Annotated in this window: 13 protein-coding genes and 1 pseudogene; 6 read left to right on the forward strand and 8 right to left on the reverse strand. The window is 55.4% G+C overall.

All coding sequences use genetic code 11. From position 1 onward, the window contains the following. The first annotated feature begins 99 nt into the window (after positions 1-99). Together V0R60_RS20885 and V0R60_RS20890 are read left to right on the forward strand one after the other, a co-directional pair. Positions 100-1,284, forward strand: coding sequence for a zinc-dependent alcohol dehydrogenase (locus V0R60_RS20885; protein ID WP_330080622.1), 1,185 nt, complete (start codon positions 100-102; stop codon positions 1,282-1,284). A gap of 279 nt (positions 1,285-1,563) precedes the next feature. Continuing rightward, positions 1,564-2,040: a hemerythrin domain-containing protein gene (locus tag V0R60_RS20890; protein WP_330080623.1), complete on the forward strand. Its 477-nt coding sequence runs from the start codon at positions 1,564-1,566 to the stop codon at positions 2,038-2,040. Positions 2,041-2,105: 65 nt separating this feature from the next. Here V0R60_RS20890 and V0R60_RS20895 read toward each other — a convergent pair whose 3' ends face one another. The 8 genes and pseudogenes from V0R60_RS20895 to V0R60_RS20930 form a co-directional block, all read right to left on the reverse strand. Then, a complete protein-coding gene (locus tag V0R60_RS20895) occupies positions 2,106-2,339 on the reverse strand; it encodes a PLD nuclease N-terminal domain-containing protein (protein ID WP_203542731.1) in 234 nt (77 codons plus the stop codon). A 68-nt stretch (positions 2,340-2,407) separates the two neighbouring features. Then, positions 2,408-7,357: pseudogene (locus V0R60_RS20900) on the reverse strand (DNA repair ATPase); the annotation flags it as partial. A gap of 105 nt (positions 7,358-7,462) precedes the next feature. Then, a complete protein-coding gene (locus V0R60_RS20905; protein WP_375547294.1) occupies positions 7,463-9,496 on the reverse strand; it encodes a flotillin family protein in 2,034 nt (677 codons plus the stop codon). Positions 9,497-9,594: 98 nt separating this feature from the next. Beyond that, a complete protein-coding gene (locus V0R60_RS20910; RefSeq protein WP_330080625.1) occupies positions 9,595-10,239 on the reverse strand; it encodes a hypothetical protein in 645 nt (214 codons plus the stop codon). A 52-nt stretch (positions 10,240-10,291) separates the two neighbouring features. Further along, entirely contained in the window at positions 10,292-10,987 is a 696-nt protein-coding gene (locus tag V0R60_RS20915; protein WP_330080626.1) for a PspA/IM30 family protein, read from the reverse strand. 1 nt (position 10,988) lies between these two features. Beyond that, on the reverse strand, positions 10,989-11,438 hold the full coding sequence (locus V0R60_RS20920; RefSeq protein ID WP_330080627.1) for a YjfI family protein: 450 nt from the start codon (positions 11,436-11,438) through the stop codon (positions 10,989-10,991). Positions 11,439-11,883: 445 nt separating this feature from the next. Next, positions 11,884-15,474 carry an ATP-binding protein gene (locus tag V0R60_RS20925; RefSeq protein WP_330080628.1) on the reverse strand — a complete coding sequence of 1,197 codons (3,591 nt, stop codon included), beginning with the start codon at positions 15,472-15,474 and terminating at the stop codon, positions 11,884-11,886. Between the two features lie 165 nt (positions 15,475-15,639). Next, complete coding sequence (locus V0R60_RS20930) at positions 15,640-16,836, reverse strand: EAL domain-containing response regulator (protein ID WP_136476958.1); 1,197 nt, start codon at positions 16,834-16,836, stop codon at positions 15,640-15,642. 209 nt (positions 16,837-17,045) lie between these two features. Here V0R60_RS20930 and V0R60_RS20935 point away from each other — a divergent pair, with 209 nt between their 5' ends. From V0R60_RS20935 to V0R60_RS20950, 4 genes are all read left to right on the forward strand, one after another. Next, positions 17,046-17,672: a response regulator transcription factor gene (locus V0R60_RS20935; RefSeq protein WP_136476959.1), complete on the forward strand. Its 627-nt coding sequence runs from the start codon at positions 17,046-17,048 to the stop codon at positions 17,670-17,672. 344 nt (positions 17,673-18,016) lie between these two features. Beyond that, positions 18,017-18,571 carry a fimbrial protein gene (locus V0R60_RS20940; protein WP_136476960.1) on the forward strand — a complete coding sequence of 185 codons (555 nt, stop codon included), beginning with the start codon at positions 18,017-18,019 and terminating at the stop codon, positions 18,569-18,571. A 64-nt stretch (positions 18,572-18,635) separates the two neighbouring features. After that, complete coding sequence (locus V0R60_RS20945) at positions 18,636-19,181, forward strand: fimbrial protein (protein WP_136476961.1); 546 nt, start codon at positions 18,636-18,638, stop codon at positions 19,179-19,181. Between the two features lie 42 nt (positions 19,182-19,223). Further along, complete coding sequence (locus V0R60_RS20950; protein WP_330080629.1) at positions 19,224-21,713, forward strand: outer membrane usher protein; 2,490 nt, start codon at positions 19,224-19,226, stop codon at positions 21,711-21,713. Positions 21,714-21,720: the final 7 nt, after the last annotated feature.

Genomic DNA, 21,720 nt, shown 5'->3' on the forward strand with positions numbered 1-21,720 from the left:
CTGTGTGCGCCCTCAAGCTGAACATTCGTTTGAACTTTGCCAGGCAGCTCGGCTTCCTCTCTAAAGATGCCCAAAAATCCATTTTGAGGAGTACAGCCCATGCGAGCATTGACCTACCACGGTGCACACGATGTCAGGGTGGAAACCGTTGCCGACCCCGCGATCCAAGAGCCAGACGACATCATCCTTCGAGTGACCGCTACCGCAATCTGTGGATCGGACCTGCACCTGTATCGAGGCAAGATCCCGTCTACCGAACATGGCGACATCTTCGGCCATGAGTTCATGGGAATAGTGGAGGACACTGGCAGTGCCGTGACCGAATTGCACCGCGGTGATCGGGTGGTTATTCCTTTCGTCATCGCCTGCGGCAGCTGCTTTTTTTGTCAACATGAGCTGTTTGCCGCCTGTGAAACCACCAATACAGGACGCGGCTCGATCATCAATAAGAAAAGTATCCCGCCAGGTGCGGCGTTGTTCGGCTACAGCCATCTGTACGGGGGTATTCCTGGCGGCCAGGCTGAATTAGTAAGGGTTCCGAAAGCCAATGTCGGACCATTCAAGGTACCCGCAGCCCTGACCGACGATAAAGTGTTGTTTCTCTCGGACATCCTTCCGACCGCTTGGCAGGCGGTACTCAACGCCGATATTGGCCAAGGCTCCTCACTTGCCATCTATGGTGCCGGCCCCGTTGGCCTGCTCAGTGCCGCATGCGCAAAGATGCTTGGCGCACAGACGATTTTCATGGTCGATGACAACGATTACCGGTTGGCCTATGCCCGCGACACTTATGGCGTCATTGCGATCAACTTTGAACAAGATGACGATCCCGCCGATACCATCATTCGCCAGACGCCGGGAATGCGCGGCGTCGACGCGGTGATCGACGCAGTTGGCTTCGAAGCCAAAGGCAGTACAACCGAAACCGTCCTCGCAGCCCTTAAGATCGAAGGCAGCAGCGGCAAAGCTCTACGCCAGAGTATCGCCGCCGTTCGCCGCGGCGGTGTGGTCAGCGTGCCAGGCGTCTACGCGGGGTTCATTCATGCCTTCATGTTCGGCGATGCCTTCGACAAGGGTCTGACGTTCAAGATGGGCCAGACCCATGTGCAGAAATATCTGCCGACGTTACTGGAGCACATTGAAGCTGGCCGCTTGCAACCTGAACTGATAGTCACCCATCGGTTGGCGTTGGAAGAGGCAGCCCAAGGCTACAAAATATTCGATAAAAAAGAAGATGAATGTCGCAAGGTCATTCTTGTCCCAGGCGCTGCGCAAGGCACTTAGGCCCAAAGCTGCAACAGACCCCGGCTTCGAGGTCCATCGCTTACCCTTGCAATGATGTGGGCTCTGTCTTCGAGGGCGAACGGACCTTGCTGTTTGCAATATGGAAAAAGCGTATCGGGCAGCTTGCACGAAGCAAGTCGCCACTACACTAATCCAAGCAATTGATTTTTCAGGATTAATTATTATCAAACGGTAGGCACAAATGCTGCGTGGGTCTCAGGGTTGTTTAATCGGCATCGGCACCTTCGTTGATGCGAATCGAATCCCGAGGAGACGATGATGAACGCCATCGAGTTGTTGAAAGAAGACCACAAACGTGTGAAGTCGATTCTTGAAGCGCTGAGTGAATCAACCGAGCGCGGTATCAAAAAGCGCACTGACTTGCTTTCCAAGCTGGAAATGGAAGTCGCGATCCATACCCAGCTGGAAGAGCAAATCTTGTATCCCGCTTTCAAAGCCGCCGGGAGCAGAGAAGAAGATGTCATGTACTTTGAAGCCAAGGAGGAGCACCGTACTGTCGACTCATTGGTGCTGCCGGACCTGCAGCAGACTGATCCGGGCACACCCGAATTTGCCGGGCGCGTGAAGGTCGTCAAGGAACTCCTCGAGCATCACATCGAAGAAGAGGAGAAAGAAATGTTTCCTAAAGCCAAGAAGATACTCGGCAAGGCAAAACTCGATGAAATCGGAATGCAGATGGAAGCGATGAAAGCTGAGCTCAAGAAGTCCATGTCTGGGATTGCTGTCGGGGCCTGAACTGTCTTTCTCGATAAGCCCGCGTAAGCGGGCTTATTGTTGATAGCGGGGTAACCTTTACGACGTCAGCCTTTACTGTGCTCGGGTGAACTCGGCCCCGTGCCGGGTTTGATTCCGCGAGGGCCGAACAGCGCCCAGACAATCAGCCCCAGAACGGGGAAAATAACGATGCCTAGAAACCACAGGACTTTAACGCCATCTGACTTATCACTACGGAAAACACTGATGATCGCCCACAGATCGACGAGCACGATGATTGCTGCAACGAATATCCAGAAATAGATAACGACATCTGCCATGGCTGCTTCTCCCTGGGATTGATATAGGGTTGGCAGCGCGTTATCCGAGGCGTTCAAATTTTCGACTTCTGTTTAACGGCCACCAAACCACGTACGCTCTCGACCAGGTCATTGAGCTGCGCAACCACCCGGCCACCCACGTCGCTGCCACTGCCAGCCATGGCCTTGTTGCGCATGAAGTCGCGCTTGATCTGTGCCCAGCGCTCAGCCTGCTCGGGCGTCTGGTTGCCGCGCAGCTCGGCAAGCTTAAGCAGGTTTTCCTCAGCACCCGTGGTGAGCAGTTGCGATTCGCCCTGGTAGTGATCAGCGATCAGTTGCAACAGTTCGGCGTCGTTCATGGCTGAGCTGATTTTCTCCGCCATCTTGTTCATATTGCGATAGCTGCCCTGCAGCTTGAACGCCGGCTCGCAGCGGTAGCTATCGGCCTGCGCAGCGCTGACGATGTACTGCTGGTTGACCCGACCGACCACATCGCGAACCTGCATCAGACGCTGTAGGGTCGCACTGATTTCGTTGATCTCGGCGGCGCTGTAGGGGTGCGATAGCTCGCTCGCTGAGAAGGGTTTTCCCTCAGCCTTGGCCACAAGACAATAGACATCGGCCATGTCGCGAGTGGCCAGTGGTGCCAATACGGGGTTGGAGGTCAGGGCGTTCTCGATATAGCTTAAGTCGAAGGATTCCTGCATTCCGCCCAAAGTGTCGCCGAGGTTGTAGATATCGGCACGGTTGGCAAGCATGTCGGGAATTTTGAACACGTCACCGGATTCGGTGTAGGGGTTGCCCGACATCACCACGCAAAACTTTTTGCCGCGCATGTCGTAGGTCTTGGTCCTGTCTTTCCACACACCCTCAATACGCCGTGTTCCGTCACACAGCGAGATGAATTTCTGCAGGAACTCCGGGTGGGTGTGCTGGATGTCGTCGACGTAAAGCATCACGTTGTTGCCCATTTCCAGCGCCAGGTTGAGTTTTTCCAACTCCTGGCGCGATGTGGCGTCGGGTGCCTGCGCCGGATCCACCGAACGCACCTCGTGTCCCAGCGCCGGGCCATTGATTTTCATGAATATCAGACCCAGGCGATGAGCAACGTATTCCATCAGCGTGGTCTTGCCGTAGCCGGGCGGCGAGATAAGCATCAGCAGCCCCATAAGATCAGTGCGTTTGTTCTCGCCAGCGGTGCCCATCTGCTTGCTCAGGTTATCGCCGATATAACCCAGATACACATCATTGATCAGTTTGTTGCGTACGAACGACGACAACGGCCGCGGCTTGAACTCGGCCAGGCGCAGGGCCTGACGCTCGCGGTTGATCACTTCCTGGCGCAGCGCCTGATAGCGCTGCAGTTGCGGCACGAATTCGTTGCGGTGCTGTTGCAGGCGAGTGAAGTAATCATCGATAGCCAGCACCAGCACCCCGCTTTGCACGCACGGATGCTCACCGAGCAAACCGCCAACGCCCAAACGCAGATCGACCTCGGTGAAGCGATGCGGGAATTTATCGTCCAGCAGGCTGATGGCAACGGCTTCGGGAATATACTCGGCCAGCCCGGTGAGCGTCTCGTCCTTGGCGCAAAGACCCTCGAGCCAGGACTGCACCAGCGCCCAGCGTTGCAGCGTGCGGCCACGCAAGTTGTCCAGCGCCTCGCGATAGTCGTCCCACATATGGTTGGCCTGCAGGCGCAGTTGCAGACAGTCGAGCAATTGTCGGGCGTATTTGCTGAACGTGAACTCGATCGACTTGGCCGCCAGTTCCTCAACCAGGTAGGCCGCCGCAGCCTGGCGCTGTGCCAGGCCTATCGGCAGCGAATGCTGGCCAAGGAAGCTCAGCATCGCTGCACCGATTTCTTCCTGTAGCCGCAGCACGCCATCGCTGCTGGCAAACAGCTCGCGCAGCTGCAGGCTGCTGCGGGCACGTTCTGGCCACAGCTCGGCCTCGATGCCCTCGCCACAGCGGTTCCAGAACAACGCGGCAAAGCCTCTCGCCGCGGGTGTGTATCGCAGCAGGCCGGCGCTCTCGCGCAGCGCCAGCAGTTGGGTAAGAATCAGCGCCGCGTCGTGGTCGTGGATGCCTTTCTCGTAGGCATCCTTGTAACGCGGCGCGGCGAAATCACGGATCAACCGGGTCAGGGCATCCGGCTGCGCCAAATGCGTCTTGAGCAGATCGAGACTAAGTCCTTCGCGCCCACCAAGGGCAGCGTCCAGAGCCAGCCCTGCCAGATACTCGGCGCGGTACAGCGACGGCGACTCCGACTCCGACTCCAGCGACACTTGCCAGTAGTCACGCAAGCTTTCCATGGCTTCATCGCGCAGCGGTTCGAGGAAGTCGGTTCCGGTCAGGTGCAGGTACAGTCCATCGGCGCGCGGCAGCAACGTCAGGTCGAGCTCTTGGGTATTGACGCTGAAGCGGTGGCGCGGGCCCAGCTTGATGACATTGCCGCCCTCTTCGAACAACTCGCTCTTGTCGCGCAGGGACCGCACCGCCTGATCGCGGGCAGCCTTCAGACGCGCTTCGACGTCGTCGGCCTTGACGCTGTCCTTGAGCTCGCGCAGGCGCTCAGCCATCTCGCGCAACTTCAGGATAAGCGGGTCGGCGGCAAAGAAGGCGTTCAATGATTGCATCTCGGGGAGGCGCGCGGTGCGCCGGCCCAGGCTGTCGAGAATACGCAGGGCAGCGTCGAGCACCCCTTGGGCGCGACGCTGGCGCTCGTCAAGCAGCCTCTGCTTGTGCGTCTCAAAGGTTTCCAGCAATTCTTCGCGCTTACTGAGTATATCGCCGAGAAACTGTTCCTCATCACCGAACTGACTTTCCAGCTCTTCCAATTGCACCAGCAGGCGCGACAATTGTTCGTCGCAGCGCTCCGGATCCGACGCCTGTGCCAGCGCGTTGGTGATGCCTTGGCCGAACAGCTTGAACTGGGCGCCGAACTGCGCGACCGTCTCGGCCGAACCCAAGCCCTTGCGCCGTTGCTCGGCGCGTGCCTTGGCTTGGTTGAGGCGTGCGTAAACCTCGGAAATCGATTCGACGATGTGGGTGCGCTGGGTGGCGTCATCGATCTTCAGCGACGCCATCAGACTGGACAGCATATCCAGGTTTGCGGCGATGTCCTGCATCTGAGCCAACGGCTCGTTCAGTTCGGTAACGGTCTCAGCCTTCTGGGCCCAAGCATCCAATTCTGCCAGGCGCAGCAGGTAAGGCTGCAGCGCCACTTCGCTGGCCAGAAAGGCCGAGGTGGCGCTGGCCACACGCTCCTGTGCCTGGAGCAAATCGGCTTCCATGGCATCAATGCTTGCGACGTCGATATAGCGATAATCGCGGATGGTCAGCAATTGTCCGCGCTGTGAGGTAATGGCATTGAGCGCGTCGACGAAATGCTGCACCTCATCCCAGCTGTCGGGCAGCAAGCCGGACAGCAGATTTTTCTGTCGCGACTGCGCCTCGGCCATGGCCCGAGTGGACTGTTGGCGAATGCTTTCGACCTTTTCGAACTCGTCGAGCACTCGCTCGGAGGTCGCAGCCACCTCACGCAGCAGCGGCGCCAACTCGGCGCACTGGGTGTCGCCCAACCAATGATAGATATCGAACAGGCGCCGGGTGTTCTGGCACAGCTGGGTGTAGCGCGCCACTGACACATCGCGGCTGTCGATCTCGCGACTGAGATTGAGTAGGTCGGACACGCCGCGCACCAGCTCAGCATTGCCGATACGCCCGAAGAAACCGCTGCGCGCCGGCTGGCGGTCAGCATACTCCTCGCTTTCGAACGGGGTCTGCCAGATCTGCATCGGGTGGATGCGGGTCGGCTCGCTGCCCTCGGCGCTAAAGATCACCATGCGCCCGTCTTCCAGGCGTGCGTAGCCGTGGCCGAAGATAGGATGGTGCAACTGGCGGTTGATCATGTTGTAGGTGAACAGCGCCGAACGACCTTCCTCCGGGTGGTAGAAGATGTACTGCACGTCTTCCCCGTTAGGCGAGCTTACCGAACGCTTGAAGCGCATGCCGTCCATGGGCTGTTCAAAGGTCTTGTATTCGCCGCTCTGCAGGTAGTAACCGCCGGGAAAGATGATGCCGTGATCTTCCGGCAGCTGCACGCAGGCAAGACCGATGGCGTCGATGCGCTCGACCTGCCGGCTCAGGCTGTTGAATACCAGGTAGCGCCACTGCTCCTCGCGGTACGGCAACACCTTGAGCAGAATCAGGCTGCCAAGACGGACATACTCGATTTGCGCATCGTCCAGCGACTGGGTCTTGTCCACCACCGCTTCGCGGTAGATACCCTGGCCGTCCTCGGTGTTGTTCTCGACTTTGATGGTCAGGTCGCCGCCGAGGGTTTCGACGAACACCGTGTCGAGAATGTTCATATGCGGATGGCGCCCCATGACAACCCCCTCGCGGGAAGTCTTCTGCCATTCGAAATCAAACGGCGCCGGCAGCGCGATATCACGCTCACCGCGGTTGTCGATGTAACGGAGGTTGTTGCCGTCACTGGAGATCGACCAGCGGAACACACGGATGTCGCTGATCCGCTCACCGATCTGGAAACTAGCCAACAACCTGCCGTCACGGATGGCCAGTTGCAGCAAGCGCGTGTTCTTGTAATAGGTATACAGTTCATTGAAGTCGGCGACGAAACTGGTTTGGGCGAGGAAGCTGCCCTCCAGCGGCACCGGTTGAGCTTCATAGCCTTCTTCAGCTGCCACCAGACGGTAGAGGGAGAACACGTCGGCGACATTGGTTTCGCGTTTTAAACCGATGAACACGTTGTAGCCGAACAACAGGCACTCCCCAACCTGGACGATGTCGCGGGCGATGCAATTGTTTTCGGTACGGATGCGCACCCTGCCAATGGCGTTCATCTGAGTATTGCCGAACTCAGCCAGACGCTGGCCATTAAGGGCCTCGGTCAATTGCTGCAGGCGCTGACCATGTTGGCGAAGCCGTTTATGCAGAACCTCGTAGGCACCGCCCTCGGCGACTGCTTTGTCCACTACGTTTTCCAGCGATGTGTTATGAGCGTCCGACATTCTGAATGTCCCAAGTCTGCGGTATTCATACAGTGAGAAAGCCCCTGCTAGCAGGGGCGATTCTTGCGGCTTGCTGGCGTTCAAAAAGAAAGCCGGCGACGCTGATCAGCTTTCGCTTTCGGCTTTTTCCACAGCGGCCACAGACGCAGTACTCTTACCGCTCAACACGCGCGCCAGGATGTCTTGCATAACCGGGCTCTTGCCAACAACACCCTCGATAGCCTTACCCACTGACAGGGACTTGGCGAAGGAGTTGAAGAAGTCGCCCTCACCGCCAACGATTTCGATCTTCGCTTTCGACATCGCGGCAGCCAGCACTTGGGCCTGGTCTTTGGCGATATCCTTGTTGGCAGCAATCGTAGCAATGGCTTCGTCGAAGTCCTTCTCCAACTGCATGCGGAACTCTTCATGCTGGCGAGCGCTGTCGCTAAGCGAGTCGAGTGCACCGAACTTCTTGCCCAAGCCTTCGGCCTCGGCATTCAATCGCTCTAACAGATTCGATGCTTCGGCCGCGCCTTGTTCCTTGGTCGCCTTGGCCTTGGCCAGACCAAGTTGCTCTTCACCGCGGGCCTGAGCACCCAGTTTTTCCTCAAGCACTTTGGCCTCAGCCAGACCGTCTTTCTCCTTGGCTGCTGCTTGTGCCTCGGTAACACGCGCCTGGGCCAAGCCCTTCTCTTGCTCACCTTTGGCATCGGCTATCAATTGTTCAGCGTGTACGCGAGCCTCGGCCATGCCCTCTTTCTCCATGGCAGCAGCGGTGACTTCACGCACACGCGCATCGGCCAGCCCAGGCGCGGCGCGTTCGGCTTCGATGCCTTCGGCCAGCTTCTTCTTGGCTTGCGCCTGTTTGGACGCTGATTCCAACTCGGCTTGAGCCAGTGTGTTGATTTCGACGGCCTTGTGCTTGGAGCGGGTTTCATCGGCTTCCGCTTGTTTAACCTGGCGCACGAGGTCTTGCTCTGCTTCAGCCTGGGCCTGCAGCACAACGACCTGTTTGTCTCGCTCTGCTTCGGAAACTACCCGCACCTCCTTGATGCGCTCCTCTTCCTGGGCCACAGTCTTTTCCACCGCAACGCGATCCCGGGTCACATTGGCGATTTCCTTGCGTTTCTCTTCGAGCGCTTTCTCGGCATCAATGCGTTGCAACTCCACTTCTCGCTGACGAGAAACAACTTCCAGATCCTTGGCGCGCGTCACCTTCTCAACTTCAATCACCACCGCTCGCTCACGGTTCTGCTGAGCAACCTCCACTTCCCGCTGATGATTCTCGGCACTGATGTCCAACGCCTGCTGGGTATTGATTCGCGCCTGCTCGAACTTCAAGCGCTCTTCTTCCTTGACCTTGAGGGTTTCAGCTTCCTCGCGGGCGCGGATAGTTTCGACCTCCCGCTGTTGGCGGGCCTCTGCATCAGCCTGTTGGCGCTCCAGCGCCAAGGTCGCTTCACGGGTCTCGACGTTTTTCTTCTTGATCGCAAGCTCTTCATTGCGTTCGAATTCATTGGTGATGACGTTCTGAGCCGCGGTCAGTTCAGTGATCTTGCGGATACCCTCGGCGTCGAGAATGTTGCTCGGATCGAGCGAGCTCTTCGGCGTCTGCTCCAGGTAGTCGATTGCAACGTCCTCGAGAACGTAGCCGTTCAGGTCGTCACCGATCACTTCGAGGATACGATCACGGAAATTCTGGCGTTCCTCGAACAACTGGACAAAATCAAACTGCTTGCCGGCTGTTTTTAGCGCCTCGGAGAACTTGGCGTTGAACAGCTCGTTGACCGCCGCACGGTCGGATGCACGCTCAGCGCCAATGGCCTTGGCAACCTTGAGGACGTCAGTTGTCGTTTCGTTAACGCGCAGGTAGAACGCGACGGTAATGTCAGCACGCAAGTTATCGCGGCAAATCAAACCGTCCTTGCTTCGGCGATCAATTTCCAGAGTGATCAATGAGATCTTCATGAACTCTTTCTTGTAGATCACTGGATAGACCAGGGCCCCGGTGAAGTGCACTTTGGGTATCGTAGACATGTCGTTGACGATCAGCGCCGTACCCTGCGGAACCTTGATATAGAACGCTTTGAACAGAACAAAGAAACCAAAAACCACAAGAAAAAATACGCCAACCCCGACCAGGAAAGGCATCACCATTGCTAGGTTCACTAGAGACTATCTCCTTGAAAATTGCGGGTCAGAAAGCTGCCCTGCACCTTATTTTGTAGGTGTCACATATATTCGCCGCGCCTGGCTCACGGGCCGTTGAACTCTTCCAGGCAAACCACTCTGTAGGCGTGTTCGTTTTCCAGGTACTCAAGAATCACGACGTGGTCACCGCGTTTGAATCCTTGTGCCTCCTCTGCCCGTACTCTCAAAATCAAACCAGCGCCGCCGTCTTCCAAAATTGCTTCGCCAAACACCGGTGTAACCTTTCCACTTCGCACAACGGCGGTCTGCCCTAGAAGCGATTGGGTGTCGGTTGTTTCAAGCTTGCGAAACAAAGGCCGTAACGGACGTATGACCAGGCTTACCGGCGGCGCAGCTAACATCAGCGCAGCGGCCGCAAGAGCGACGCCAAGTGGATAGCGAAAAACCCCGAGCGGAATGTGACGCAGCAGCAATAGCTCCACGAAATAACAGGCAGCCCATGCCACAAAAAACAGGAGTGTGAGCACCAACGTTACCGGCACCCCGTTCAGCCCAAGCTTCAGCAGCAAGCCTGCTAATCCTTCCGGTTGTAGTGAGCCTCCCTCCAGGCTTGAATCTGCCTCGATATCCAGCAGGTCGACCTCAAGAATTCCAAGGGCCGCGACAATCCAGTAGAGGATTGCAAAACACAGCAGGAAGCTGAGCACTACCACGGGAAAAGACAGCGAGGTTTTGAGGAATAGCTCCATCGTTACATCCCGGTCATCTGGAAATAGGCGGGGTGGCAACCCCGCCGCTGATTTAGACGTTTGCCTTTTCTCTCAGGCGAGCCAACACACTGTGGGCGCTCGCTTCAGCTGGCGCGATGCCTGCACCGCGCAACTTGGCGTCCAACGCCTCATCAGACGATTCTTGCGCTGCCAATTCAGCATCGGCTTCCATTCGTGCCTTGCGTTCTGCCTGCTTCTGCTTGATACGCTCCAGCGATTCCACAGCTGTTTGCATCGTTGCCTGCGAGCCGCCAAAGCGCCGAGCAACTGTCATCTGCGCCCTGTACACACTTTCCGTCGCTTTGACGGTGTCCACTTGTTGCTGCAAACGCTTCACGTGACCTTCGCCCTGAGCAACTGCCTTGCGCAGTTCAGATACGCTCTGCGATAGCTCACGCTCTTGCTTGCGGTCATCGGCCACGCTGATTTCAAGCGTGCTGATTTTGTGCGCCACCTCGCCAGCCAGCGCTTCATTGCCTCCCTCAAGCGCTTTGATAGCGTACGGCTCGTACTCCTCGATCTTTGCCACACTGCCTTTCAATCGCGCGTTGGCCAGCTTCTGTTTGGCCAGGACTTGGGCAAGCGCCTCCCTGGTCTTGCGAATGTCTTCATCACAGTCGCGGATTTCCTGATCAAGGATGCGAAGGGCCTGGTTATCAACCAGCGCCTCCCCCACTTCGTTGGCCCCGCCACGCAGGGCAGTCAGCAGCTTGCTCCAGACATTCATCTCAGCTCTCCTGTTGGTGCTTGGGCTTAAGGAAGTCTTCGTAGGCTTGAGTTGCCTTGATGACGTTGCCCGCCAAGAGTTCGACTTCGAACACGACATCCGAGAGGTTTGCGGACGAACTCAAGGCGCCGAACATGATGTAACCGTCCTGCCCATTCGGCATCTTCTCGAGGCCTATCGAAGACAGCGGGAACAGTTTGTGAGAGCGCAGCACCTCTTCGTTGAAGGCGGATGGTTCTTTTACATCGCAAACAGGCCAAAGCAGCGCTTCGACGACGATCTGCTCACCCATGACAGCCAGGTATAACGGCAGATCACCATGGTCATGCATCGTTGCATGGAGACTGGGATCGGACCCCTGGATAAGCTCCAGCGCAACGTGGTCAGCCTTGACCCACTCAGTTTCCGACAACGCTTCGTACAAAACCTGGGCAGTCCAAATTGGCTGCATGCTCATCCCTCCTTTTCTCCGCAAGAAAGCGAAATACGCGGCACTGGGCCGTGCAAACTAGATCGGAAAAAGACCCTAACAAGAGTCGAAAGCGATGGATGTAGGACGCTTCCTAAGCGATGTTAAGATGCGTCCCCAGCGAAAGACGGACGACATAATTAATGTATTAATTATGAGAATAAGCGTCGCACAGATGTTGGACTTGGCCGCCTTTTCGATAGGCTTTGTACAAGTTTTTTACATCTACACATCCAGGCCCAACAGACCGGATAAATTCCGAGCTGTATAATTTTTTGAGCATGCAAAGAAAAACCCCGCGATTGTTAATCTGCGGGGTTTTCGATGATGGCGACATACAGGACGCGATCTACTTTATCTAGAACGCATCACCAGGCGCGTTGTGCTGACAAGGAAAGCACGGAAAATTTAACCAGGACTGTGCAGTTCAAAAAGCCCTGAGCTCATTCTCCAACGCCATGATCGCGTGCTCCAGTTCCGTAACCGCCCGACTGAGCGCTTCAAATGAAGCATGTGGATCTGCGCAGATAACCTCTAGACGCCGACAGGATTCAACCAGTTGCTCGCCTTTCACCACCCGAGCAGCGCCTTTTATCCTATGAGCCAGCGCCTCCAATTTGCCCGTCTCTCCACTCTGCAGGAGAACTGTCAGCAATTGGCAATCTCTGCGATTGTTAGCAATCAACTCATCGAGTATCTCTCGAAACTTCACGGGGTCGCTACTGATGAGCAGCTCCAGGGGACCGAGATCAACTAGCCGTGAAGGCTCGGGCGCCACCGTAGTTGATGTAGTCTCAGGAGACTCAGTCTCTATCTCGAAATTCAGATGCAGCGCCAACAGTTTCGCATCCAACTCGTCGAGGCCGATTGGCTTGATCAGACACTCGTTCATCCCTGCCTGAATACACAGTTCCAACTCCTCAGGCTGAGCATCGGCTGTAAGACCAATGATGACGGTGGGTGCCAGTCCTTGCTCCCGTTCGACCGTGCGAATCGCGCGTGTGAGATCAGCACCATTCATGACCGGCATGTGGCAATCAGTGATGACGACGTCAAAGCACTGTTCACCCCAGCAGTCGAAGGCCTGCTTTCCATCCTCAGCTTCGTAGACGTCATGCCCAAGAAACTGCAGTTGTTGGTGCAGTACCTGACGGTTCACCCTGTGGTCATCCACCACTAACACCTGCAAACAATAGCGTTGCCGGGTCGGTGGCAAAATTGGCAGCGGTTTGATGTTAAGGCGTTCCAACACTTGTAAGTGCAGTTCTACAGCGACTAGCGTTCCACGCCCCAGACTACTCTTCATGGTCACGTGCCCCCCCATCATTTCGCACAGCGACCGACAGATTACTAAGCCGAGCCCCGTCCCTTCAGCAGGCTTTGTATTACGCTGTGCCTGGGCAAAAGGCCTGAACAGCTGTTGCTGATCGTTCGGACTGATACCAACGCCAGTGTCTTCTACCGTGAGTTCGACATTGAGCAGGCTGGCAGTCACCAAGTTTCCAGAGATGCAGATTTTTACCGAGCCTTCTTCGGTAAACTTGATAGCATTACTGACTAAATTCGACAAAATCTGCTTGAAGCGCAACGCGTCAACTAACACTTCGCAGTTAATACTGGAGTCAATATCGAGAACAAGATTCAGCCGCTTCTTTCTCGCCAGCCCTTCAAACACTCTCGCCACTGATTCAACCAGCTCACGCAGGTTGGCGCGCTTGGGTGATAAGCTTAGGCGTCCAGACTCAATGCGCGCGATGTCGAGTATATCGCCGATGAGTTCCAAAAGACTTTTCGCCGAAGTATGGGCGATTTCGATACTGGCTCGGTCGATGGGTTGAGTTTCGGCGCGTTTAAGCGCTAATTCCAAAATGCCAATAACCGCGTTCATCGGCGTTCGGATTTCATGACTCATGGTCGCCAAGAAGCTGGTCTTGGCACGGCTGGCGTCGTCCGCTTGGTTCTTTGCTTCCTGAAGCTGCTCCACCAACCTATGATGATCAGTGATATCCAGCCAGCCGCAGATGACACCTTTGATGTTGCCTTGGGAATCCTGGAATGGCTGAATCCAGTGATTGATCCATGCTTCCTTACCATGCAGCACAATAGTATGGCGCGACTCGATAGTGCGATTTTCCCGCATGGCGAGTAGGTAATTAGAGTGAAAATCCGGAAAGTTTTCAAAGCTTTCACTGGGTAACGCCTGCAAGGTTTCGTTCAATACCTGTTCGGCGCTCAAACCCAGACTTTGCAGATAGCTTCGGTTACACGACAGCATCCGCCCTTGCACATCACGCACATATAAAGGGGGCGGCATGCAGTCAGTCAACGTCTCAACAAATTGCAGTTGATCATTGAGCATGCGTTCGGCCTTGAGGCGCGCCTTTATCTGGCGCCTCAGGTAAACGACCCAAATAAGCGACAGCAGAAGAAGGGAACCGGCAATGGCAATGATTTCTTTAATCAGACGCTCGTAATCGACCCAGGTCTGACCACTCATTCCCGGCGGAGAGCGCCAGCGATTGGAAATTGCATTGAACTCATCCGGAGGGACGCTCTGCAACACCTTGTCGATAATGGATTGCAACTCGACATCACTGCGGCGCATGGCAAAGTTCACCGTCGAAGGCCCGACATCCAGCACCTGATTGATGGCCAGGTTGTCGCGAAACAAACGCTCTATGTAATAACGCGCAGCGGGCAACGACACGACCGCGGCGTCCACCTCACGCCGATAGAGCAGGTTCATGGCGTCTAACGATCCCCCGGCCTCCACCACAACAGCTTTGGGATAACGCTTACGTAACTGTTCCATTGCCACATGCTGCGTGGGAAGCGCTATACGCCTACCGGCCATATCTCCCAGTTTCCCTTGCTGGTCAATGTTGCTGAGCAATACAAAAGGAGTGTCGAGCAGGGGTCTGGAGAACCGCAGATACTCTTCTCGCTCTGGACTCGCCGTCATCAACGCCAAGTCAGCATTGCCCTTTTGCACCGCGTCGATTATTTGAGGGAATCCGCCGCTACGGGGGGTGACCTCGAAATGCAGTCCAGTACTGAGGGTTATGACTTCGAGTAGATCGGCGATTCCACCTGAGAAGACGCCCTTTGCATCAAAATAAGCGCCAGGTGCCAAATCATCATTGATGACTAGCTTGACGACTGGGTTCCTCTCAATCCAACGTACTTGCTCGGCAGTAAGATCGATAGGCTCCTCCCTTGGAAGGAAACTATTCCCAACCCAGCGCTTGGCCACGTTACGCAGTTGCTCGGCGCCTATTGCCTCAATGGCCACGTTGATAATTCGTTGTAGTCGTATATTGTCGGCACGTAACGCGTAGCTGTAGCCACTGCCGGGCAGATCGATGAATCGCTCAAACCCAAGATAACCGTAAAACGAGCGATTGATACGGTAATAAGCGCTGTACAGGTCGTCCAAGTACACGTCGGCCTGGCCAAAGGCTACCGCACCGATTGCCTTGGCATGATCAGCGAAGACTTGAAAATCTGCTCGTGGAAAGCGCTTTTTCAGCTCAGCACTGTGTTCGTCCGTAATTGCTACGCGCAATCCTGCAAGATCCGCAGGTGAATAACGGGGCTCTGCGCTGCGCTTGAAAAGCGTCAATTGGTCTCGTGCATAGGGAACGGTGAGAAGCGAGGACTGCCCAGGTGCACGGTTGCCGTGAACAGCAATGAAATCGACGCTGCCTGCCTGCAATGCCTTCTCTGCATCATGATCATTGGCAAAAAACACGACCTTCACTGGCATGCCTAATAACTGCGCAATCAAAGCGGTTACATCGGCGCTGATGCCTTCGTACTGCTGGGGATCTGCATTGATAGAGAATGGCGCTGACTCAGCAGCCGATACACCGACCCTAAGCTCAGCCTTGTGGCGCAGCCAATGCCAGTCCTCTGCGTCGATGTCCATTTCGTGACGGTCAATACGCAGTTGGCTGGAAAGCAATTTCGGCGACTGCGGCAAAGGCGCAGCCGTGGCCGACAAGGCCCCCAAAAGCATGCCGATAGACAGGCAAAAGCATCGTAGGTACATAAGAGATAAAAGACCGAAAGTGCCTGAAAGAAGGAGATTCAATGAGTTGATGACGGCTTGCTATTGCCAAAGCAAACAGTTAGCGCGGCACCTGGCTGATGCAATGATAGTTCACAGCCAGTGGTCAATTGGTCATTTATCCACGCTCCCCTTCTGTTCATCATAGAAGTCTATAAAGTGCTTCTCCGGCATGGGGCGAGCAAATAGAAAGCCTTGGGCAATGGTGCCACCCAGCTCAATCAAACGAACCTGCTGCTCGGTAGTTTCTACACCTTCAATGACCAGCGAGACACCCAACGCCGCGGCCAAGGCTACCGAGCAACTGATGATGGCGGCGCTTTTAGGCTGGCCATGCAATTTTCTGACAAACGAACGATCAAGCTTGATCTCGCTAAAGGGCAGCTCGCTCAGCCGATCCAGCGAAGAATAACCCGCACCGAAGTCATCCATGGAAAGACCACAACCGAGCATTCGCAAGCGAACCAGGTTCTCCAGACTGCAAGCGGGCGCACCGACGACACTCGTCTCAGTGACTTCGAATATCACGCTCGCTGCCGGCACCCGCGAGCGCTTGAGCAGGATAGCGATACGCTCAGTGAGTGCGCTACAGGCGAGTTGTGTTGGATGTAAATTAAAAGCCAGTGTCATTGCCCGACCTTGAGCTGTCAGTTTTTCGTGCAGCGCCAGACCTTGATCGAATAACTGCCAGAACATCCTGTCAATTAAGTTGTGCTCTTCCATCACCGGTAAAAAATGTGCCGGTGATAATACGCCCCACTGCGGATGCGTCCACCGCGCCAACACCTCTGCCCCCACCAACAACTCGCCCTCAAGAGTAACTTTGGGCTGGTAATACGCCTCGAATTCACCGTTATCTAAACCACGCTGCACGTCGCTAAGGGACGGCAACTCTACAGGCGACAACTGTCTGGGGGCTGTACTGCAGTGATTTCGGTAACGCTTGACCAATTGACTGAACCCTTCAAGCTTGAATGGCTTGCCCAGATCACCCAGAAAAGTCAGGCCTAGGAAGTGGATCATCGCCACCGTGGCTTGCCGCAATAACGGATCCAGTTCGCTACACAGCACGATGGCCCCCACTTTGCCGCTGCTGCTGGCATGGCGCAGAAACGCCAAGCCATCCATACCGGCCATTTTCAGGTCACAGAGTACGATATCCACGTAGTCACAGCTGGCCATTACCGCGACCGCTTCCTCACCATCAGCTGCTTGCAAGATGGGTCCCGGCAGTACTTTTTGCAGTGCTGTCACGGTGACAAGTCGCTGAAAAGGTTCGTCCTCCAGCACCAAAACAATCAAGTTTTGCATTGCAGATCTACACGCGCACAGTTGAGGGATGTACATTGTGCAGGGCGCCAAGCCTGCCCCCTATCGGAAATTTCCTACGCTGCAGAGGAAATTTCCCAAGGCTGGCCCTACTCTCTACTCCCTATGCTTCTCACTACGACGATGGTGTTAACCTTGTTAACATCAACGGCATACGTTCCGTAATCGCGTTATTGAGGGTGGGTTTTACCATGCACAGCGTCCTGATAGTTGACGATCATCCGGTCATTCGACTTGCCGTCCGGATCTTGCTGGAAAAACACGACATGCACGTAGTGGGCGAGGCAGACAATGGCCTCGACGCTGTACGCCTGGTACGTGATCTGACCCCGCAAGTGGTCATCCTCGACATTGGCATTCCCAAACTGGATGGTTTTACGACCATCTCCCGCATCAAGGCTTTGAATGTACGTAGCGAAATTCTGATATTGACTTCGCAACCCGCCGACTCTGTGTGCCGACGATGCATCCAGCTAGGAGCCCGCGGTTTTGTCAATAAAGAAGAAGACCTCGGTAGCCTGGTTACCGCCATCAAGGCAGTTGATGCCGGTTACACTTTTTTCCCTCCCCTGTCCTTCGACAGCGTCCACCCAATGGAACAACTTACAGAACTTGAGCAAATTCATCAGCTCACCGACAGAGAAGTGACTGTTCTTCAGTATCTGGCACAGGGGTATTCTAACAAGCAGATAGGTGAAAAATTATTTCTCAGCAATAAAACAGTCAGCACCTACAAGACACGCCTGCTGCATAAACTTGGCTTGCCATCCCTGGTGCACTTAGCTGACTTTGCCAAGCGCAACGCATTAGCCTCTTGACTCCGCGAGAATAAGATCCCGAAAACTTCCCGTAGCCTGTCGCCACGCTCCCGGGCGCCTTTACCGCTCAGCCCATCATAGTCATTGTGGCTGGGCGACTCCTGAGCCACCATAAACTTCACTGCTAGCTTTAGCTGAGCTTGCTAAACGCAACCCCCTATCGTTCTCGTTACACCTACGGCAACGCGGATGTGGGAAATTTCCTACAGCCTTGCCGGAAACATCCCACTGCCCTCAATCCCCCTTGCCCCTAGAATTATTCCAGCCAAACGGTACAGAGATGCTGTGGCTTCAACAGTGTTTCGCTTAGTCCCTTCAAGGACATCATAATCTAGGAGTATGTAATGAAAGTTAGTTCGTTAGCTGGCGCTATCATGGCAATCACCTTGGCAGCGACCTCTGCTGCCAGTTTTGCGAAAGATCAGGGGCACGGTGTTATCACCTTCAAGGGCGCGATTATTGACGCTCCATGCTCCATTGCTCAAGAGTCCCAGTATCAAACTGTCGATATGGATCAAATCGCCAACGTTGCACTGAGGAATGGCGGAAAATCCAACCCAACCACGTTCAAAATCCAACTGCAAGGATGTGAACTAGGCGCCCTGAACGCTGCAACTGCAACCTTCACCGGCTCGCCTTCGTCGAACCCTGATCTGATCGCACTAAAAGGATCGGCTCAAGGCGCTAGCTTGGCCATTGCCGACCACACCGGCACGCTTATCAAGCTCGGTGATGCTGCACCCGCTCAATCACTCTCCAACGGCAATACCTACTTGCAATTCAATGCGTATCTTCAGGGTGACATGATAACTCCGGAAGGCGGTGGTACACCTTCCGCAGCCGAAATCGTGCCGGGCAACTTCGAAACGTTCGCAAACTTCACCCTCGCTTATCAGTAATAAAATAGGCACTGAGGTGCCCCGCAGCACAACACTGTGCTGCGGGGAGCATGCGGAGGTTTAGATGATTCGCTCAACCGCACTGCTGCTACCGCTACTACTGTGCGTTTTTATCGAGCCGGTAGGTGCTATGGAGCTACCGATTAAAGCTGCATTAAAGGGTCGAGTACAACTGACCGGCAGCATTGCTGACAGCGCCTGTACGATTCGTGTAGGCAATGACAACCAAACGATAGTTTTTAATCCCGCAGCATTAAACGGGTTAGTCAGCGGCGATAGCTCAGCGCAACAGCCCTTGAATATTTATATTAGTGATTGCATACCTCCAGATGCACTGAGGGGTCTTCGCGTCTCCCAACGTTTCAAAATTTCATTTGAAGGTGAATCCGAGGGCAAATACTTCGGCACTCAGGGAACCGCACAAGGTATCGCCATCCAGATAAAAGACGAGCTTGGGAAATCAGTGTCGCCCGGCATGTTGCTTAATCATGACATGTCAGCCACTGACATATTAACCCTTAATTACTCGCTAACGCTTGTTGGTAGCGGTTATGCGCTGAAACCAGGCGATTATACCGCCACGATCAAACTCTATATTCAACACTTCTAACTGCAAATATTGAACACGCAGATTACCCAAGGACTTATTCACGTGGATCACCGTAAGGTACTGGCTACCACGGCGTTGTGCTGTATTGCGACGTGGGTAAGTGCAGCCGAAGAGTTCCAATTCAACACCGACGTACTCGACCTCAAGGATCGCGACAACCTTGATCTTGGGGTGTTTGCATTGGCAAACTTCATCATGCCTGGCCAATACAATCTAATGGTCCACATCAATCGCGATACGCTCTCGGAGTTCCCGATCGATTACTTCTCGGCCGAGGATGATCCGAAAAGCAGTGTCGCGTGTCTTTCACCGGAATTAGTCCATGAACTGGGCTTAAAAGAACAAGTCATGGCATCTCTGGCCTGGTGGCACGACGGCGCCTGTCTAGATCTGAGTAGTGTTCCCGGAATGCAGGCACGGGGCAACCTGGGCAGTGGGGGCCTATACCTGAGCATCCCCCAGGATCAACTGGAGTACACCGCGCCCAACTGGGATCCGCCTTCACGCTGGGACGAAGGTATTGCCGGGGGACTGTTCGACTACAACTTCAACGCTCAGACCACCGAGCGTAAACAAGGTCGAGGTCGCAGTGACAGCCTCAGTGGCAATGGTACGGCCGGTATCAACCTGGGCGCGTGGCGCTTGCGCGGTGATTGGCAGAGCCAGATGCAACACGATTCCAACCAGCCATCCCAGCAGCAATTTGCCTGGAGCCGCTTTTATGCGCTGCGTGCTGTCCCTTCGTTGCGCTCGAGCCTGATAGTCGGTGAGGACTACCTGGACTCCAACCTGTTTGGCAGTTTCCGCTACACCGGCGGTAACTTGAGCAGTAACGACAATATGCTACCCCCTAACCTCAGGGGCTATGCCCCTGAAGTCACTGGCGTAGCCCGCACCAATGCGCGAGTAGTAATTCGCCAACAGGGCCGAGTGCTTTACGACACCCAGGTACCGCCTGGCGCCTTCCGTATCCAGGACCTCAACGATGCGGTCTCCGGTCAGCTTGACGTACGCGTGGAAGAGCAAGACGGCAGCGTGCAGCAGTTCCAGATGGATACTGCCAGCATCCCCTATCTGACCCGTCCAGGCACAGTGCGCTACAAGCTTGCTGCTGGAAAACCGTCTGATTGGGAGCATCAACTGGATGGACCAGCCTTTGCCACAGGTGAATTTTCCTGGGGGGTGAGTAATGGCTGGTCATTGTATGGCGGAGGCTTGGGCGCCAAAGATTACGGCTCCCTGGCAGTGGGCGCGGGCCGCGATCTCATGGCATTCGGTGCATTGTCGTTCGACGTCACCCAGTCGCGGGCCACCCTACCGGATCACGCCACACTGAGCGGTAAATCTTACCGCGCCAGTTACTCCAAGCGCTTCGACGAGTACGACAGCCAGGTCACGTTCGCCGGCTACCGTTTCTCCGAGGAGAGCTATATGAGCATGAACGAGTTCATTGAAGCCCGACGTGGCGACCAACCATTGAACCAGAGCAAAGAGCTGTACACCGTAGCGTTAAGCAAGCAATTTCGCGACTCTGCGCTCAGCGTCTATTTGAACTACAACCACCAGACATACTGGAGCAGTCAGGCGAGTGATCGCTACAGCCTGTCGTTGTCGCGCTACTTCGATGTCGGTGGATTGAAAAATCTCAGCCTGTCGCTGACCGCTTACCAAAATAAGGCAAACGGCACTTCCGATGATGGTGCCTACCTGTCGGTCAGCATTCCTTGGGACAGCACCGGCTCGTTAAGCTTCAGCTCGTCGACTAGCAGCGGTGATACCACTCATAGCCTGAGTTATTACGACAGTATCGATGAGCGTAACCACTACATGCTCAGCGCCGGCACGTCCTCAAGCGGTGAAACCGCCAGCGGCTTTCTCTCCCATGACGGAGATCAGGCTCAGGTAGTGGCGAGTGCAAGCTACCAGGCTGGTGAGTACACCTCAGCCGGACTATCCCTTCAAGGGGGCGCCACCTTCACGGCCCAAGGCGCAGCGTTGCACCGCAGCAGCGTCATGGGCGGTACCCGGCTGCTGGTCGATACCCAGGGCGTAGCCGATGTTCCGGTGCGCGGCAACGGCGGGATAACTCGAACCAACCGCTTCGGTAAGGCAGTGGTAGCGGACGTCAACAGCTACTACCGCAACCAGGCGAGCATCGTGCTGGACAGCCTGGCTGACGATGTTGAAGCGACCCAGTCAATCACCCAAGCAACGCTAACCGAAGGTGCGATTGGCTATCGCCGTTTCGATGTGATTGCCGGCCACAAGGCCATGGTCATCATTCGCATGGCCAACCGCAGCGCGCCGCCGTTTGGCGCCACCGCACAGAACAGCCGCGGCCAGGAAACGGGCATTGTCGGCGAAGATGGATCGACGTACCTGAGCGGTATGAAACCGGGCGAAACCATGTCGCTGCAATGGGATGGCCGCGCACGCTGCCATTTCACCTTGCCAGATCAGGTGCTCTCACCTGAACGACAACTGGAGCTGCTATGCCAGCCCGTCAGCGCCGCAGACAACTCCGCCGCTTAATTTATTG

It is taken from the genome of Pseudomonas auratipiscis (assembly GCF_036324085.1).
In the GTDB taxonomy this organism is placed as follows: domain Bacteria; phylum Pseudomonadota; class Gammaproteobacteria; order Pseudomonadales; family Pseudomonadaceae; genus Aquipseudomonas; species Aquipseudomonas auratipiscis.

Coding starts and splice junctions, on each gene's coding strand:
- V0R60_RS20905 (WP_375547294.1), bottom strand. CDS start 9,496: ATGGTGATGCCTTTCCTGGTCGGGGTTGGCGTATTTTTTCTTGTGGTT.
- V0R60_RS20935 (WP_136476959.1), top strand. CDS start 17,046: ATGCACAGCGTCCTGATAGTTGACGATCATCCGGTCATTCGACTTGCC.
- V0R60_RS20930 (WP_136476958.1), bottom strand. CDS start 16,836: ATGCAAAACTTGATTGTTTTGGTGCTGGAGGACGAACCTTTTCAGCGA.
- V0R60_RS20920 (WP_330080627.1), bottom strand. CDS start 11,438: ATGCAGCCAATTTGGACTGCCCAGGTTTTGTACGAAGCGTTGTCGGAA.
- V0R60_RS20915 (WP_330080626.1), bottom strand. CDS start 10,987: ATGAATGTCTGGAGCAAGCTGCTGACTGCCCTGCGTGGCGGGGCCAAC.
- V0R60_RS20885 (WP_330080622.1), top strand. CDS start 100: ATGCGAGCATTGACCTACCACGGTGCACACGATGTCAGGGTGGAAACC.
- V0R60_RS20910 (WP_330080625.1), bottom strand. CDS start 10,239: ATGGAGCTATTCCTCAAAACCTCGCTGTCTTTTCCCGTGGTAGTGCTC.
- V0R60_RS20945 (WP_136476961.1), top strand. CDS start 18,636: ATGATTCGCTCAACCGCACTGCTGCTACCGCTACTACTGTGCGTTTTT.
- V0R60_RS20940 (WP_136476960.1), top strand. CDS start 18,017: ATGAAAGTTAGTTCGTTAGCTGGCGCTATCATGGCAATCACCTTGGCA.
- V0R60_RS20925 (WP_330080628.1), bottom strand. CDS start 15,474: ATGCTTTTGGGGGCCTTGTCGGCCACGGCTGCGCCTTTGCCGCAGTCG.
- V0R60_RS20890 (WP_330080623.1), top strand. CDS start 1,564: ATGAACGCCATCGAGTTGTTGAAAGAAGACCACAAACGTGTGAAGTCG.
- V0R60_RS20895 (WP_203542731.1), bottom strand. CDS start 2,339: ATGGCAGATGTCGTTATCTATTTCTGGATATTCGTTGCAGCAATCATC.